The 16,292-nt window shown below is 73.4% G+C and carries 14 protein-coding genes; 13 read left to right on the forward strand and 1 reads right to left on the reverse strand.

Features of this window, described 5'->3' with window-relative positions; translation table 11 throughout:
* Nucleotides 1-110 precede the first annotated feature (110 nt).
* The 5 genes from rpsO to AC3RKA_RS03350 all read left to right on the forward strand — a co-directional run bounded on the left by rpsO (nucleotide 111) and on the right by AC3RKA_RS03350 (nucleotide 5,703).
* Nucleotides 111-380, forward strand: coding sequence for a 30S ribosomal protein S15 (gene rpsO, locus AC3RKA_RS03330; RefSeq protein WP_017488396.1), 270 nt, complete (start codon nucleotides 111-113; stop codon nucleotides 378-380).
* 294 nt (nucleotides 381-674) lie between these two features.
* On the forward strand, nucleotides 675-2,936 hold the full coding sequence (locus AC3RKA_RS03335) for a polyribonucleotide nucleotidyltransferase (protein ID WP_489727494.1): 2,262 nt from the start codon (nucleotides 675-677) through the stop codon (nucleotides 2,934-2,936).
* A gap of 92 nt (nucleotides 2,937-3,028) precedes the next feature.
* On the forward strand, nucleotides 3,029-4,357 hold the full coding sequence (locus tag AC3RKA_RS03340) for a M16 family metallopeptidase (protein WP_489727495.1): 1,329 nt from the start codon (nucleotides 3,029-3,031) through the stop codon (nucleotides 4,355-4,357).
* Between the two features lie 43 nt (nucleotides 4,358-4,400).
* Nucleotides 4,401-5,192, forward strand: a complete 792-nt coding sequence (dapB, locus tag AC3RKA_RS03345) for a 4-hydroxy-tetrahydrodipicolinate reductase (protein WP_115165211.1) — start codon at nucleotides 4,401-4,403, stop codon at nucleotides 5,190-5,192.
* Nucleotides 5,185-5,703, forward strand: a complete 519-nt coding sequence (locus AC3RKA_RS03350; protein WP_141843238.1) for a hypothetical protein — start codon at nucleotides 5,185-5,187, stop codon at nucleotides 5,701-5,703. The genes dapB and AC3RKA_RS03350 overlap by 8 nt, the downstream gene beginning before the upstream one ends.
* Nucleotides 5,704-5,744: 41 nt before the next feature.
* Here AC3RKA_RS03350 and AC3RKA_RS03355 read toward each other — a convergent pair whose 3' ends face one another.
* Nucleotides 5,745-6,992: a heparan-alpha-glucosaminide N-acetyltransferase domain-containing protein gene (locus AC3RKA_RS03355; protein ID WP_489727496.1), complete on the reverse strand. Its 1,248-nt coding sequence runs from the start codon at nucleotides 6,990-6,992 to the stop codon at nucleotides 5,745-5,747.
* Between the two features lie 41 nt (nucleotides 6,993-7,033).
* Here AC3RKA_RS03355 and dapA point away from each other — a divergent pair, with 41 nt between their 5' ends.
* From dapA to AC3RKA_RS03395, 8 genes are all read left to right on the forward strand, one after another.
* Nucleotides 7,034-7,951 carry a 4-hydroxy-tetrahydrodipicolinate synthase gene (dapA, locus tag AC3RKA_RS03360; protein WP_431794038.1) on the forward strand — a complete coding sequence of 306 codons (918 nt, stop codon included), beginning with the start codon at nucleotides 7,034-7,036 and terminating at the stop codon, nucleotides 7,949-7,951.
* Nucleotides 7,952-7,965: 14 nt separating this feature from the next.
* Entirely contained in the window at nucleotides 7,966-9,651 is a 1,686-nt protein-coding gene (locus tag AC3RKA_RS03365) for a ribonuclease J (protein ID WP_002856517.1), read from the forward strand.
* A gap of 54 nt (nucleotides 9,652-9,705) precedes the next feature.
* A complete protein-coding gene (locus AC3RKA_RS03370) occupies nucleotides 9,706-12,861 on the forward strand; it encodes an FtsK/SpoIIIE family DNA translocase (RefSeq protein ID WP_489727497.1) in 3,156 nt (1,051 codons plus the stop codon).
* Nucleotides 12,858-13,472, forward strand: a complete 615-nt coding sequence (locus AC3RKA_RS03375) for a CDP-alcohol phosphatidyltransferase family protein (RefSeq protein WP_049161745.1) — start codon at nucleotides 12,858-12,860, stop codon at nucleotides 13,470-13,472. Before AC3RKA_RS03370 ends, AC3RKA_RS03375 begins: the two co-directional genes overlap by 4 nt.
* Nucleotides 13,473-13,482: 10 nt before the next feature.
* Entirely contained in the window at nucleotides 13,483-14,004 is a 522-nt protein-coding gene (locus tag AC3RKA_RS03380) for a CinA family protein (protein ID WP_162838059.1), read from the forward strand.
* Between the two features lie 80 nt (nucleotides 14,005-14,084).
* Nucleotides 14,085-15,362 carry a hypothetical protein gene (locus tag AC3RKA_RS03385; protein ID WP_144824212.1) on the forward strand — a complete coding sequence of 426 codons (1,278 nt, stop codon included), beginning with the start codon at nucleotides 14,085-14,087 and terminating at the stop codon, nucleotides 15,360-15,362.
* A gap of 107 nt (nucleotides 15,363-15,469) precedes the next feature.
* On the forward strand, nucleotides 15,470-15,871 hold the full coding sequence (locus AC3RKA_RS03390) for a helix-turn-helix domain-containing protein (protein ID WP_036334756.1): 402 nt from the start codon (nucleotides 15,470-15,472) through the stop codon (nucleotides 15,869-15,871).
* A gap of 98 nt (nucleotides 15,872-15,969) precedes the next feature.
* Entirely contained in the window at nucleotides 15,970-16,188 is a 219-nt protein-coding gene (locus tag AC3RKA_RS03395) for a DUF3046 domain-containing protein (RefSeq protein ID WP_002856506.1), read from the forward strand.
* Nucleotides 16,189-16,292: the final 104 nt, after the last annotated feature.

Raw genomic sequence — 16,292 nt, forward strand, 5'->3', positions numbered from 1 at the left:
GTAGACTCGACCCTCGGCCTCCCTGCAGTCCGCGGTGGGGTGGGCCCCGCGTCGTCCGCCCCGGCGGGGCGCGGCCCGTGTTCGCGGTACCGAAGTGAAGGAGGCCCACCATGGCCCTGGATCCCGCTGTCAAGCAGCAGATCATCAAGGAGTACGCCACCCACGAGGGCGACACCGGTTCCCCCGAGGTGCAGATCGCGGTCCTGTCCCGCCGCATCAAGGACCTGACCGAGCACCTCAAGGAGCACAAGCACGATCACCACACCCGTCGCGGCCTGATGGCCCTGGTGGGTCGCCGTCGTCGCATGCTGGGCTACCTGCAGAAGGTCGACATCGAGCGCTACCGCGCGCTGATCGAGCGCCTCGGCCTGCGCAAGTGACCTGAGGAGGCGGCGCCGGAGCCCGCGGGAGACCCGCGAGCGCCGGCGCCGCCTTTCGTCTGCCCCCGGACGCACGTAGTGTGTCCCGGGGGAGACCGCCGCAGCCTGCGGCATCCCGGCGCGCCATGGCGCGCATCCCCGCATCATCGACACACCCGACGGTTCCGCGCCCATCGCCCGCGGTCCTCGACAGTGGCTCCCGGACCCCGCCGCACGGCGGGATGCCGAGGGCCTCGATCGAAGACCAGGGGGACAGGGGCGCCTGCGGCGCCGTCCACCTGAAAGGAGGCCCTCATGGAGGGTCCTGAGATCACCTTCGCCGAGGCCGTCATCGACAACGGCTCGTACGGCAAGCGCACCGTCCGCTTCGAGACCGGGCGCCTCGCCCAGCAGGCCGCCGGCGCCGCCATGGTCTACATCGACGAGGAGACGTCGATGCTGTCCGCCACGACCGTGGGCAAGTCGCCCCGCGAGGGCTTCGACTTCTTCCCGCTGACCGTGGACGTCGAGGAGCGCATGTACGCCGCGGGCCGCATCCCCGGCTCGTTCTTCCGCCGCGAGGGCCGCCCGTCCACGGACGCGATCCTCACCTGCCGCCTGATCGACCGCCCGCTGCGCCCGGCGTTCGTCAAGGGCATCCGCAACGAGGTCCAGGTCGTCGTGACCGTCACCTCGATCGCCCCGGACGAGATCTACGACACGGTGGCCATCAACGCCGCCTCCCTGTCCACGCAGCTGTCCGGCCTGCCGTTCTCCGGTCCCATCGGCGGCGTGCGCATGGCCCTCATGGACGACGGCTCCGGCACGCGCCAGTGGGTCGCGTTCCCGAAGCACTCCCAGCTCGAGGGCGCCGTGTTCAACATGGCCGTGGCCGGCCGCGTGGTGGGCGACGACGTCGCCATCATGATGGTCGAGGCCGAGGCGACCCCGGACTCCTGGACCCTGGTCAAGGAGCGCGGCGCGCAGGCGCCCACCGAGGAGATCGTGGCCGAGGGCCTCGAGGCCGCCAAGCCCTTCATCCGCGCCCTGTGCGAGGCCCAGGCCGACCTGGTCAAGCGCGCCGGCAAGGACCCGGTGGACGTCCCCGTGTTCCAGGACTACCAGGACGACGCCTACGCCGCCGTCGAGAAGCTCGCCACGGGCCGCCTGACCGAGATCTTCTCCATCGGCGACAAGCAGGAGCGCGAGTCGGCCTCGGACGCCTACCTGCTCGAGGTGCTCGAGGAGCTCGCCGGCGAGGGCAAGGACTTCGCCGAGCGCAAGGGCGAGATCGCCAAGGCCTACGGCTCCCTCACCAAGCAGATCGTGCGGCGCCGCATCCTCACCGACCAGGTGCGCATCGACGGCCGCGGCCTGACGGACATCCGCAAGCTGACCGCGGAGGTGGAGGTCCTGCCCCGCGTGCACGGCTCCGCGATCTTCGAGCGCGGCGAGACCCAGATCATGGGCGTCACCACGCTGAACATGCTCAAGATGGAGCAGCAGATCGACTCGCTGGCGCCGGAGACGGCCAAGCGGTACATGCACCACTACAACTTCCCGCCGTACTCCACCGGCGAGACCGGCCGCGTGGGCTCCCCGAAGCGCCGCGAGATCGGCCACGGCGCCCTCGCCGAGCGCGCCCTGGTGCCCGTGCTGCCGGCCCGCGAGGAGTTCCCCTACGCGATCCGCCAGGTCTCCGAGGCCCTCGGCTCCAACGGCTCGACGTCGATGGGCTCCGTCTGCGCCTCCACCCTGTCCCTGCTGAACGCGGGCGTGCCGCTGCGTGCGCCCGTGGCCGGCATCGCCATGGGCCTGGTCTCCGCCGAGGTGGACGGCCAGACCCAGTACGCGGCCCTGACCGACATCCTCGGCGCCGAGGACGCGTTCGGCGACATGGACTTCAAGGTGGCCGGCACCGCCGAGTTCGTCACCGCGATCCAGCTGGACACCAAGCTGGACGGCATCCCGGCCTCCGTGCTGGCCGCCGCCCTGACGCAGGCCCGCGAGGCGCGCCTGCACATCCTGTCCGTGCTGAACGCCGCCATCGACGCCCCGGACGAGATGGCCCCCACCGCTCCGCGGATCATCTCCGTGCGCATCCCGGTGGACAAGATCGGCGCGGTCATCGGCCCCAAGGGCGCCATGATCAACCAGATCCAGGACGACACGGGCGCGGACATCACCATCGAGGACGACGGCACCGTGCTGATCGGCGCCACCGACGGCGCCTCGGCCGAGGCCGCGCGCTCCGCGGTGAACGCGATCGCCAACCCGCAGGTCCCCGAGATCGGCGAGCGGTACCTCGGCACCGTCGTGAAGCTGACCACGTTCGGCGCGTTCGTCTCGCTCACCCCGGGCAAGGACGGTCTGCTGCACGTCTCCGAGCTGCGCAAGCTCAACGAGGGCAAGCGCGTGGACGACGTCGAGGACGTGCTCGGCGTGGGCCAGAAGGTCCAGGTCGAGATCACCAAGATCGACGACCGCGGCAAGCTCTCCCTCTCCCCGGTGGTGGCGGAGTCCGACGCCCTGACCGAGACCGCGGACGCGATCGAGTCCTCGCAGATCGAGGCCTGATCCGCCCCGGCCGGGCACGCCCGGCCCGGTGACCACGACGGCGCCGCACCCTCCCCGCGAGGGGTGCGGCGCCGCGTCGCGCATGGGCGAGAATGGCCGTCATGAGTGTTCACCGTGAGATCCCCCTGGACTTCGACGGCGTGCTGGCGGACGAGGGCAACGGTTCCGTGGTGCGCCGCTCCGTGCTGCCCGGCGGCGTCCGCGTGCTCACCGAGGCCATGCCGGACCAGCGCTCGGTGACCATCGGCTACTGGGTGGCCGTCGGGTCTCGTGACGAGTCGCCCGAGGGCTACGGCGCCACGCACTTCCTCGAGCACCTGCTCTTCAAGGGCACGCCCACGCGCACCGCGATGGACATCGCGGCCGCCTTCGACCGCGTAGGCGGGGAGTCCAACGCCGGCACAGCCAAGGAGTCCACCGTCTACCACGCCCGCGTGCTGGACGAGGACCTGCCGATGGCCGTGGAGGTCCTCACGGACATGCTCACCTCCTCCCTGATCGACCCGGACGAGCTCGAGACCGAGCGCGGCGTGATCCTCGAGGAGCTCGCCATGGACGCGGACGACCCCGTGGACGTGGCCCACGAGAAGCTCGCCGAGGTCATGCTGGACGGCCACCCCCTCGGCCGGCCGATCGGCGGCACGCCCGAGACGATCCGGGCCGTCACCCGCGACCATGTGGTCGGGCACTACACGCACTGGTACCGCCCGGACGAGCTCGTCGTCACCGCCGCCGGCCACCTCGACCACGACGAGGTCTGCCGCCTCGTCCTCGCCGCCCTGCGCGTCTCGGGCTGGGAGCTCACCCCGGGAGCCCTGCCCGCCCCGCGTCGTGCCGTGGACACCGCCGGGGCCGCGGCCTCGCGGGTGCGGACCGGCACGCACACCGTCACCAAGGCGGTCGAGCAGGCCAACGTCCTCGTCGGCGGCCGCTCGCTGTCCACCACGGACCCGGACCGCTTCGCCCTGGGCGTCATGCAGTCCGTCCTGGGCGGGGGCATGTCCTCGCGGCTGTTCCAGGAGATCCGCGAGCGCCGCGGCCTGGCCTACAACACCTACTCGTTCTCCGCCGGGTACTCCGACGCCGGCTACTGGGGCCTGTACGCGGGCTGCCAGCCGGACCGGGTGGACGAGGTGGCCGCGCTGATGGAGGCCGAGCTGGACCGGATGGCCGAGGCCGACGTCACCGGGGAGGAGCTCGCGCGCGCCCACGGGCAGATCTGCGGCGGCACCGTGCTGGGCATGGAGTCCACGGGCGCCCGCATGTCCCGGCTGGGACGGGCCGAGCTGGTCACGGGGGAGTACGTGGACCTGGCGGCCTCCCTCGCCCGGGTCCGCGAGGTCGACGCCGGCCAGGTCCGGGCCGTGGCCGCGCGCCTGGCCGCGGGGGACCGGGCGCGCGTCGTCGTCGCCCCGGCCTGACCTCGGCCACGGCCGCCGGGGCGGGCCGCGTAGGCTGGAGGCCATGACCGAGACCCGCACCCCCTCCGCCGTGTCCGCTCCCGACGACGTCCCGCGCGTCGCGATCCTGGGCGCCCGTGGCCGCATGGGCCGCCACGCGGTGCCCGCGGTGCGAGCGGCCGAGGGGCTGGAGCTCGTGGCCGAGCTCGGCTCGCAGGACCGCCTGGACGCGGTGCTCGACGCCGGCGCCACGCACGTCCTGGACCTCACGGTGCCGGACGCCTCGCCCGGGAACGTGGCCTTCGCCGTGGAGCACGGGCTGCACACGGTCGTCGGCACGTCGGGCTGGGTGCCCGAGCGCCGCGAGCGCCTCGAGGCGCAGCTGGCTGAGCACCCGGGGGTGGGCGTGCTGATCGCCCCGAACTTCTCGGTCGGCTCGGTGCTGGCCTCGGCGTTCGCCGCGCAGGCGGCGCGGTACTTCGAGTCCGTCGAGCTCGTCGAGCTGCACCACCCGGACAAGGTGGACGCCCCGTCGGGCACGGCCGTGCGGACCGCCGAGCTCATCGGCGCGGCCCGGGACGCGGCCGGCGTGCCCGTCTCCCCGGACGCCACCGAGCACGACCCGGACGGCGCGCGCGGTGCCGTCGTCCACGGCGTGCACGTGCACGCGGTGCGCCTGCGTGGCCTGGAGGCGCACCAGGAGGTGCTGCTGGGCGGGCCGGGCGAGCAGCTCGTGGTCCGGCACGACGCGTTCGACCGCGGCGCCTACATGCCCGGCGTCGTCCTCGGCCTGCGGACCGTGGCCTCCCGCCCGGGTCTGACCTACGGACTGGACGGATACCTGGACCTTGGCTGAGCCCTCCCGCACCCCCGACGACGGCGCCGTGGGCCCGACCGAGCACGCCGCCCGCGCCCGCCGCTCGACCGTGATGAGCAAGGTGTGGGTCGGCTTCGTGTGCCTGCTCGTGCTGCTGTTCGCCGGGTTCGCCCTCAACGCGTCCGTCGCGCTGGTGCGCGCCCCGCAGCCGCTGGCCAAGGCGATCGGCGCGGGCGTCATCCTCGTGGTGCTGGTGACCGTGGCTGTCCTGGCCCGCGAGGTGTGGTTCGGCCGCCAGACCGAACGCCTGGCCGACCAGCTCGAGGCCGAGGGCGGGCTGCCGGAGGACGACCTGCCGCGCTCGCCCGGCGGCCGGATCGACCGGGAGGCCGCCGACGCCCAGTTCGAGCTGTACCGCGTGGAGGCCGAGGCCGCACCGCGCGACTGGCGCGCCCGCTACCGCCTCGCCCTGGCCTACGACGCCTCGGGCGACCGCCGCCGCGCCCGCGAGGCGGCCCGGGAGGCCGTCCGCCTGCACCGCGCCGGCTGACGCGGCCCACGCCTCGCTCAGCGCCCTGCGACGGCCCGTTCCTAATCCGCCCGGGAGAGCCGGGCCATCACGGCCTCGAGCGGACCCCGTCGGCCGCTGAGCTCGGCGGCCAGCCCGGCCGTGAGGCACAGCACGACGAGGGCGGCGAGCAGCGCCCCGTCGGCCGGGTCGAGCCCGGTGGCGTCCACGAGCGCGAGCACCACGAGGTGCCCCACGTAGAGCGTGAGCGGGATGCGCCCCGCACCCACGAGCGGGCGCAGCGCGGCGTGCCCGACCAGCGGCCGGGCCAGCAGGCAGGCGCCCAGCACGGCGCAGGCCCAGCCCGCCGCGAGCACGGCGGCCACCACGGACCCGGAGTGCGGGGTCGGCAGGGCGAGCCACAGCGGATCCGGGATCAGCAGCGCGAGCCGCGGCTCGCCCGTGCGCAGCGTGAGCGCCGTCTCGGCCGGGTCCGTGCCGATCGCCGCGGCGACCCGCCCGACCGTGCCCGGAGCCCGCAGCACCGCCGCACCGACGACGCCGGCCGCCGCCCACGCCGCGGCCCCGCCGCCGAGGATCCCGGCGGCCACGCGGGGCCGGTCCAGCGGCAGCCGCCCCAGGGCCAGCCCCAGCACGAGGAACGCGCCCCAGGACAGGACGGGGTAGTAGCCCGTGAGCGTCAGATCGGCCAGCAGCAGCCCGGGACGCAGCAGGTCCGCGGGGCCGGGGGAGAGCCAGAGCCGCCCGCCCAGGAAGAACTCCTGGCGCCCCACGGCGGCCTGCGCGGCCGCGACCACCGCGAACACCAGCACCGGCCCGAGCACGAGCCACGCCCCCGCGATCAGGCCCAGGGCGCGGGCGCGCAGGCCCAGCAGGGGCAGCGCGAGCAGGAAGAGCAGGGCGTAGTGGCACAGGATGACGGCCACGGGGACGCCGAGCGTCCCGCACGCGAGCCCGAGTACGAACAGCAGGCCCGCGCGTCGGGCGATCCGGCGGCGCAGCGCCGCGCGCCGGACCCCCGTGGCCGGCGTCGCGCCCCCCGTGGACAGGGCCAGCCCGACGCCGGCCAGCAGGACGAACAGCACCGAGGCGCGTCCGGCGAACCACAGGAACGCCGGGTGCGGCGCCCCGTCCGCCGTCGCCGGGTCGACGACGTGGACGGTGATCATGCCGAGCAGGGCGATCCCGCGGGCCGCGTCGACGCCGGGCAGCCGGCGACGTGCGGGCCGGTCCGGGCGGACGGCGGCGGGGGGCGGGGCGGGACGCAGGGCGGGCTCCTCTCGGGTCGCCGCGCGTCGCGGAGGGGCCACGGACGGCGCGGGCCCCCAGTCTCGCAGGTAGGGTGGGGCCCATGAGTGCCGTCCGTTCCGCCGTCATCCCCTCCGAGCTGCTCTTCGGCACGGTCGTGCCCGCCATGGTCACCCCCATGACGGACGAGGGCGCCGTGGACCTCGAGGTGGCCGCCGCGCTGGCCGAGCACCTGGTGGACCGCGGGGCCGACGGCCTCGTGGTCACCGGCACCACCGGCGAGACCTCCACGCTCACGGACGACGAGAACGTGGCGATGTTCCGCACCGTCGTCGAGGCCGTGGGGGACCGCGCCAGGGTCGTGGCCGGCACCGGCACCAACGACACGGCGCACACCCTCGAGCTGTCCCGCCGCGCGGCCGAGACGGGCGTGGACGGGCTGCTGCTCGTCACCCCGTACTACAACAAGCCCAACCAGGCCGGCATCCGCGCGCACTTCGAGGCCGTGGCCGACGGCGTGGACCTGCCGATCATGCTCTACGACATCCCGGGCCGCTCCGTGATGCCGATCGAGCCCGAGACGATCATCGCGCTCGCGCAGCACCCCAACATCCGTGCGCTCAAGGACGCGAAGGGGGACCTGCAGTCCACCACCACCGTCCTGGCGCACACGGACCTCGACCTCTACTCCGGCGACGACGGTGCGACCCTGCCGCTCATGGCGCTCGGCGCCGTCGGGGTCGTCTCGGTGGCCGCGCACGCGGCCCCCGAGCTGTACCGCCGGCTCGTGGACGCCGTCCACGCCGGCGACCTGGCCGGTGCCCGTGATCACCACTTCGCGCTGGACCCCGTCCAGCGCGGCATCATGACCCACGTCCAGGGCGCGGTGGCCGCGAAGGCCGTCCTCGCCGCCCAGGGCGTCATCCCGTCCGCAGCCGTGCGGCTGCCCCTCGTCCAGGCCACGCCGGACGAGCTCTCCGTCATCCGAGCCGACCTCGCGGAGGCCGGCATCACCTTCTAGAAGGGACCCGTTCCATGACCGCAGGCACCCGCCTGTCCACCCCGCCCAAGCTCAAGCGGGGCACCTGCCGCATCGTCCAGCTGGGCGGCCTCGAGGAGGTCGGCCGCAACATGGTCACCTTCGAGATCGACGGCAAGATCCTCATCGTCGACTGCGGCGTCCTCTTCCCCGAGGAGCACCAGCCCGGCGTCGACCTGATCCTGCCGGACTTCGACTACATCCGGGACCGCGTGGACGACGTCGTCGGCATCGTCCTGACCCACGGCCACGAGGACCACATCGGCGCCGTGCCGTACCTGCTGCGCCTGCGCGACGACATCCCCGTGATCGGCTCCAAGCTGACCCTCGCCCTGATCGAGGCCAAGCTCGAGGAGCACCGGATCAAGCCGCGCACCCGCGTGGTCAAGGAAGACGACATCGTCGAGTTCGGCCCGTTCGAGTGCGAGTTCGTGGCCGTGAACCACTCGATCCCGGACGCGCTCGCCGTCGCCATCCACACGGACGCCGGCACCATCCTGCACACCGGCGACTTCAAGATGGACCAGCTGCCGCTCGACGGCCGCATCACGGACCTGCGCGCCTTCGCCCGTCTCGGCGAGGAGGGCGTGGACCTGTTCATGACCGACTCCACGAACGCCGAGGTCCCGGGGTTCACCACCACGGAGGCGGAGATCGGCCCCACCCTCGAGCGCTACTTCGCCACGGCGAAGCGCCGCATCGTGGTGGCCTCGTTCTCCTCCCACGTGCACCGCGTCCAGCAGGTCCTCGACGCCGCCCACAAGCACGGTCGCAAGGTGGCCTTCGGCGGGCGCTCCATGATCCGCAACATGACCATCGCGGCGAAGCTCGGCTACCTCAACGTGCCGAACGGGATCCTCGTGGACATCCGCAAGGTGGACAAGTACCGAGACGACGAGATCGTGCTCATGGTCACCGGCTCCCAGGGCGAGCCGATGGCGGCCCTGTCCCGCATGGCCAACGGGGACCACCAGGTGCAGCTGGAGGAGGGCGACCTCGTCGTGCTGGCCTCCTCCCTGATCCCGGGCAACGAGAACTCCGTGTTCCGCGTGATCAACGGGCTCATGAAGCTCGGCGCGACCGTGGTGCACAAGGGCATGGCCAAGGTGCACGTCTCCGGCCACGCCTCCGAGGGCGAGCTGCTGTACTGCTACAACATCGTCGAGCCCGAGTTCGTGATGCCGGTGCACGGCGAGACCCGCCACCTGATCGCCAACGGCCGGATCGCGGAGAAGACCGGCGTGCCGGCCGAGAACGTCATCCTGGCCGGCAACGGCACCGTGGTGGACATGACCGACGGCCTCGTGAAGGTCGTCGGCGAGGTGGAGTGCGGCTACGTGTACGTGGACGGCTCCTCCGTGGGTGAGATCTCCGACTCGGACCTCAAGGACCGCCGTGTCCTGGGCGAGGAGGGCTTCATCTCGATCATCACCGTGGTCAACCGGCAGACGGGCACGATCGTGTCCGGTCCGGACGTCCACGCCCGCGGCGTCGCCGAGGACGAGAAGGTGTTCGAGGAGATCAAGCCGAAGATCGTCCGGGCGCTCGAGGAGGCCGTGCAGTCCAGCAAGGACCACACCGCCCACCAGCTCCAGCAGGTGGTCCGCCGGACCGTCGGCACGTGGGTCAACCGCAAGCTGCGCCGGCGCCCGATGATCATCCCGGTGGTCCTGGAGGCCTGACCCCTCCGGGTCGCCATGCCTGCCGTGTCCGCGGTTCGCGGTAGTTTGGTGGGCATGGCGACCCGTACTTCCCCCACGCGTTCGTCGTCCTCCTCCTCCGCCACGTCCCGCTCCGGCTCCGCCGGACGCCGAGGCTCCGGACGGAAGGGGTCGACCGCGACCGTCCCCGAGGCCGACCGGCCCGCCGCGCCCCTGCGCGCCCTGCACACCCTGTGGATGGGGTTGGCCACACCGGTCGGCGCGGGCTTCCGCAAGCTCGGCCCGGACGTGCGCATCGACCGCGAGGAACGCCGTGACGGCACCGGCCTGGTCCTGCTGCTGCTCGCCGCGCTGATCGCGGCCGTGGAGTGGTGGGGCCTGCGCGGCACCGTCGTCGGCCGCGTGGTGCACGGGGTGGTGGGCGGCACCGTCGGGTGGTTCGCCCTCCTGGTGCCGATCGCCCTGCTCGTCGTGGCCGTGCGCTGCTTCCGCCACGCCACGGACCATCGCGCCAACGGACGCATCATCATCGGCCTGCTCATGGCCACCGTCGCGGGCTCCGGCATCGCCCACCTCGTGGGCGGCGTGCCCTCGGCCGCCGACGCCTTCGAGGACATGCTCGGCGCCGGGGGCATGGTCGGCTACCTCGCGACGGCGCCGTTGGCCTCCCTGCTGACACCCGTGCCCGTCTGGGTCCTCATGATCCTGCTGGCTTTCTTCTCGGTGCTCGTGCTCACCGCGACGCCCGTCGGCTCGATCCCGCAGCGGATCGCGGGCGGCTACGACTGGCTCACGGGCCAGGACCCCGAGGGTGCCTCCGAGCAGCGGGCCGCCCGCCGTGCCGAGCGGCGCCGGGCCCGGGAGGAGCGCCGCGAGGCCGAGGACCTCGCCACCCCGCTCTCCGTGGATGCGGAGACCGGGCGCACCCACCCGGACCACGACCAGTCCTACCTGGACGGCCCGGCCGCCGGCGCCCACGCCGCCGGGGCCTCCCGCCCCGGCCTGTTCGCGCGCCTGTTCGGCGGGCGCCGGGCACGCGAGGAGCAGGCCGCCGACGCCGCCCCGGAGCACACCGCCAGCACCGCCTACGACTCCCCGGTGATCCACGAGGCCGAGGCCGGCTCCCACGCCGCCCCCGAGGCGGAGACCACCCAGGTCCTGCCCCGGCCCGCCCCCCGGCGAGCCGCTCGCGGGGAGCAGGGCGTGTTCGACGCCGAGCAGGCCGCCGCAGACGCGCGTGACCCGCGGGACGCGGACCAGGACGCCTCGGACGACTTCGACCCGTGGGTGGACGAGGACGACGCGCCCGAGGACGCGGACGCCGAGCCGCAGCCGCCCGCCGGAGTGCGCCGGCCCACGGCCGCGGACCGTGCCCTCGAGCAGGTGCGCGAACACGCCCGCGCCCAGCGTGAGGCCGCCGCCCCGGCCGCCGCATCCCTGGAGGAGGACGCGGGGGAGGACACCCCGTTCGCCCTGGACGACGCCCCAGGTCAGGGCTCCGGGACCGCCGCGTCGTCGTCGTCCTCCGCCGTGCCCGCCAGCACCCCCGCGCCGGTGCCGCCGGTGACCGCCGAGCCGGCCCGCGGCACCCAGTCCCCGCTGGGCGGGGACGTGTCCTACACGCTGCCGCAGTCGGCCCTGCTCCCTGCCGGCCCCCAGCCGAAGGAGCGCTCCGAGGCCAACGACCGGGTCGTCGCCGCCCTGACCACCACGTTCACCGAGTTCAAGGTGGACGCCCAGGTCACCGGGTTCTCCCGCGGGCCGACGGTGACGCGCTACGAGGTCGAGGTCGCCCCCGGCACCAAGGTGGAGAAGGTGACGGCGCTGGAGAAGAACATCGCGTACGCGGTGGCCTCCTCGGACGTCCGGATCCTCAGCCCCATCCCGGGCAAGCGCGCGATCGGCATCGAGATCCCCAACACGGACAAGGAGGTCGTGGCCCTCGGCGACGTCCTGCGCTCGCAGGCCGCCCAGCGCACCGACCACCCGATGGTGATGGGCGTCGGCAAGGACGTGGAGGGCGGCTACGTGGTGGCCAACCTCGCGAAGATGCCCCACATGCTCGTGGCGGGCGCCACCGGCGCCGGCAAGTCCTCGTTCGTGAATTCGATGATCACCTCGATCCTCATGCGCTCCACCCCGGACGAGGTGCGCATGGTGATGGTGGACCCCAAGCGCGTCGAGCTCACCGCGTACGAGGGCGTGCCCCACCTGGTCACCCCGATCATCACGAGCCCGAAGAAGGCGGCCGAGGCGCTGCAGTGGGTCGTCAAGGAGATGGACACCCGCTACGACGACCTCGCGGCGTTCGGCTACAAGCACGTGGACGACTTCAACAAGGCCGTCCGGGCCGGCCAGGTGAAGCTGCCGCCGGACTCCAAGCGCGTGCTGCGCCCGTACCCGTACCTGCTGGTCATCGTGGATGAGCTCGCGGACCTGATGATGGTCGCCCCGCGCGACGTCGAGGACGCGATCGTGCGCATCACCCAGCTGGCCCGTGCGGCCGGCATCCACCTCGTGCTCGCCACGCAGCGGCCGTCCGTGGACGTGGTCACGGGCCTGATCAAGGCCAACGTGCCCTCGCGCATGGCGTTCGCGACGTCGTCGGTCACGGACTCGCGCGTGGTCCTGGACCAGCCCGGCGCGGAGAAGCTGCTCGGCCAGGGCGACGCCCTGTTCCTGCCGATGGGCAAGTCCAAGCCCATGCGCGTGCAGGGGGCGTGGGTCAACGAGTCCGAGATCCACGCCGTCGTGGAGCACGTGAAGTCGCAGATGCAGGTCCAGTACCGCGAGGACGTGATCCCCGAGAAGACCGAGAAGGTCATCGACGAGGACATCGGCGACGATCTGGACCTGCTCCTGCAGGCCGTCGAACTCGTGGTCACCACGCAGTTCGGCTCCACGTCCATGCTGCAGCGCAAGCTGCGGGTGGGCTTCGCGAAGGCCGGCCGCCTCATGGACCTCATGGAGTCCCGCGGCGTCGTGGGCCCCTCCGAGGGCTCCAAGGCCCGCGACGTGCTGGTCAAGCCCGACGACCTCGCGGACGTGCTCGCCACCATCTCCGGAGACACCCCGCCCTCGACCGGAACCGGTGACGACGCCGCCTCGGCGTCGTCCGCTCCGCGCGACCTGGTGCAGGAGGACCTGGACTCGCGCCCGGCCGCCGTCGACTGGAACGATGAGGACGACGACGAGGGATCGGAGGACGCGTGGCAGCTGACGGGCAGATGAGCACGGCGGGCGGGGCGCAGCACGTGTCCGCCTGGAACCTGCCGAACATCCTGACCTCGGTGCGCATCCTGATGGTGCCCTTCTTCGCCTGGGCGCTGTGGGCCGGCGGGCCGTGGGGCGGCGACTCTCTCCTCGCCCGCTGGCTCGCGCTGGCGCTGTTCGCGGCGGCCATGTACACCGACAAGCTCGACGGGGACATCGCCCGCGCCCGCGGGTTGATCACCGACTTCGGCAAGATCGCGGACCCCATCGCGGACAAGCTGCTCACGGGCACGGCCCTCGTGCTGTTCTCCCTGCTGGGCGAGCTGTGGTGGTGGGTGACCATCGTGATCCTGGTGCGTGAATGGGGCATCACCCTGATGCGCTTCGTGGTGATCCGCTACGGCGTGATGCCGGCCGGCCGCGGCGGCAAGCTCAAGACCGTGCTGCAGACCGTGGGCATCGGCCTGCTGCTCCTGCCCCTGGCTCCGCTCGTGGGCGGCTGGTGGCCCTGGGCCGGCTGGGTGGTCATCGGGGCCGCCACCGTGCTGACGGTGCTGACCGGCCTGGAGTACGTCAAGGACGCGTGGGTCCTGCGCCGGGACGCCCTCGCCGCCCAGCGGGGGGCCTGAGGCGATGACCATGGCGGCCGCCCGGGACGTGGTGCACGCGCTCGCGCACGCGGGCCTCACGGTGGCGACGGGGGAGTCCCTCACCGCCGGCCTGCTGGCCGCGCGCCTGGCCGACGTCCCCGGGGCGTCGGCCGTGCTGCACGGCGGCGTGGTGGCCTACCAGAACGCCGTGAAGACCGGCCTGCTGGGTGTGCCCGAGGACCTGCTCACGCGGGTCGGGGCGGTGGACGCGGACGTGGCCCGACGGATGGCCCTCGGCGCCCGCGCGGCCCTGGGCGCCGACGTCGGCGTGGCCACCACGGGCGTCGCCGGGCCCGAGCCCCACCAGGGCCGGCCGGTGGGCACCGTGTGGCTCGGCCTGGCCGTGCCCGACGCGGACGCGAACGCGCTGGACGTGCTCGGCGGCGGGCGCGACGGCGCGGCCACCGCGATCCTCCTCCGGCTCGACGGCGACCGGGCCGCGATCCGGGAGGCCACCGTCGCCGCGGCGCTGCGGGCCCTGACGCGCCTGCTCGCCGGCCGCGGCCACTGAGGCGGCACGGGGGCGCCGACTGACCCGCCTTGGCGCCCCGTCCCTGGTGGCGGCCCGCCCCGCCGCGTAGGTTCGGCGCGATGGAGACCGCATCGCCTCCCACCCCGCCCGAGCGTGCACCGCAGGACGGCGCCGACGCCCCGGGTCCCCGCGTGATCGGACTCGTGGCCGACCCGGGCACCCCGTGGGCGCTCGTGCGCCGCATCGCCGGGGACGTCCAGGACCGGCTCGACGAACGCCTGCCGCAGCCCGGCGGTTGGCGGGTCGAGACGCGGCAGGAGTCGCTGCCGGTCGGTGCGACCGGGGGCATGGTCCTGGAGGAGCCGGTCCGCTCCCTCGCGGACCGGCAGGGATGGGACACGGTGGTCGCCGTCGTCGACCTGCCCCGGTTCGACGACCGGCGCGGCGTGGTGGCGGACGTCGTGCCGCAGCTGCGGGTCGGCGTCGTGTGCGTGCCGGCGCTGGGGGTCATCACCCCGGCCCGCCGGCTGCGGGAGACGGTGCTGCGGATCGTCGAGCACATCGACACCGCCCCCCACGTGGACCCGCCGGACGGGGAGCTGGACGTGCAGTCCTCCGACGAGTCCGGCGAGGTGGAGGAGGACGGCGGCCGGTCCCCGGTGGACGGGCTCCCCGAGCCCGACACGGACGCACTGCGGGGCATCGCCCCGCTGGTCGACGTCGACGCGGACGTGACCACGACCACCCGGATGGGCGGCGGGTCCCGGCGCACGTCCACGGTGTACGTGAAGGGCTGGACGGGCACGCTGCGTCTGCTGGCCGGGATGGTGATGGCCAACCGGCCGCTGCTCATGCCGCGGGACATGACGTTCACGATCGCGTCGGCCAGCGCGGCCGGTGCCTACGGCGTGTTCTTCGGCTCCATCTGGGTGCTCTCCAGCGTGATGTCCCCGGGGCGGCTCGCGGCGGTCAGCGTGCTGTCCGTGGTGCTGCTGGTGGCGTGGCTGGTCACCACGAACGGTCTGTGGACGCACGGTGCGGCCCACCGGCACAGCTCGCGGCTGGACAACCTCTCCACCGTGCTCACCGTGGGCCTGGCCTGCACCGTGGTCTACGTGCTGCTCTTCGTGACGCTGCTGCTGGTCGCGCTCATGATCATCCCCGTGGAGTACCTGGAGGAGGAGCTCGACCAGCCCAGCGGTGTGGTCGACTACGTCCGGCTCGTGTGGCTGGCGGCGTCCATGGGCACGATGGCCGGGGCCGTCGGCTCGAGCCTGGACGACTCCCACCGCATCCGGAACGCCACGTACTCCCTGCGGGAACGGCATCGGCGCTCGGAGCGGCACGCCGGGGCCGGGGAGGGCCCGACGGCGGGGGAGACCATGTCTCGGGAATGAACGCGACCCCGCCCGACGTTGAATGTAACGAGTCAAGAAGAGTGCCTCGCGGGATCAGGCCCGCGGCCCGGCGCCCTTCAGGAAAAGTCCAGGAGTAGGCGATAGACATGATGCGACATCCCGTCCATTCCCACGGAATCACGCGCTGGGTCGATGACCAGCCCCGTCCCCGCGCGGCCACCCCCGACATCAAGGAGCGCAGCATGCCCCTCCTCCGCCACGAGATCGGCGACGTCCTGCGCGACGTCCGGCAGCTCCAGGGCCGCACCCTGCGCGAAGTCTCGCACGATGCCCGTGTCTCGCTCGGCTACCTGTCGGAGGTGGAGCGCGGCCAGAAGGAGGCCTCCTCCGAACTGCTGGCCTCGATCTGCCAGGCGCTGGACATCCCGCTGTCCTACCTGCTGCGGGAGGTCTCGGACCGGCTGGTGGAGCAGGAGGGCATGGTCGTCCCGGACACCCTGCCGGACGACCTGACGGACCCGAGCCTGGGCTCGCTGGCCGGCCGCTGACTCCGCCACTCCCACGGCGCGGGCGCCCCGTCTCGGGGCGCCCGCGCCGTCTGCGTCCCCGTCCCTGACCCCGTGACCGACCACAGAGAGGACCGTCCGTGCGCGAGAGCGAGTTCCGCCGGCTGATGGACGAGGAGTTCGGCCCCGCCCGGGCCGGCCTCGTGGCCGACTCCCTGCACCTGCCCGGTCTGGACACCACCGCGACGGCGGCGCTCGCCGCCGGTGTGGACCCGCGGCGGGTGTGGCTGGCGGTCTGCGACCTGCATGAGATCCCGCAGGAGCGGCGTCTCGGTCGGGACGTGCCGCCGAAACGCTGACGCCGCGACGTCCCCGGCGCCCGAGACCTCCCTCGGTTAGGGTGGTCGAGCGGTCGTGACGGGTGCCCCCGCCCCATTCCGGTCCGTTCCCCCGTACCCCGAGG

It is taken from the genome of Micrococcus sp. iso_229, from assembly GCF_058072725.1.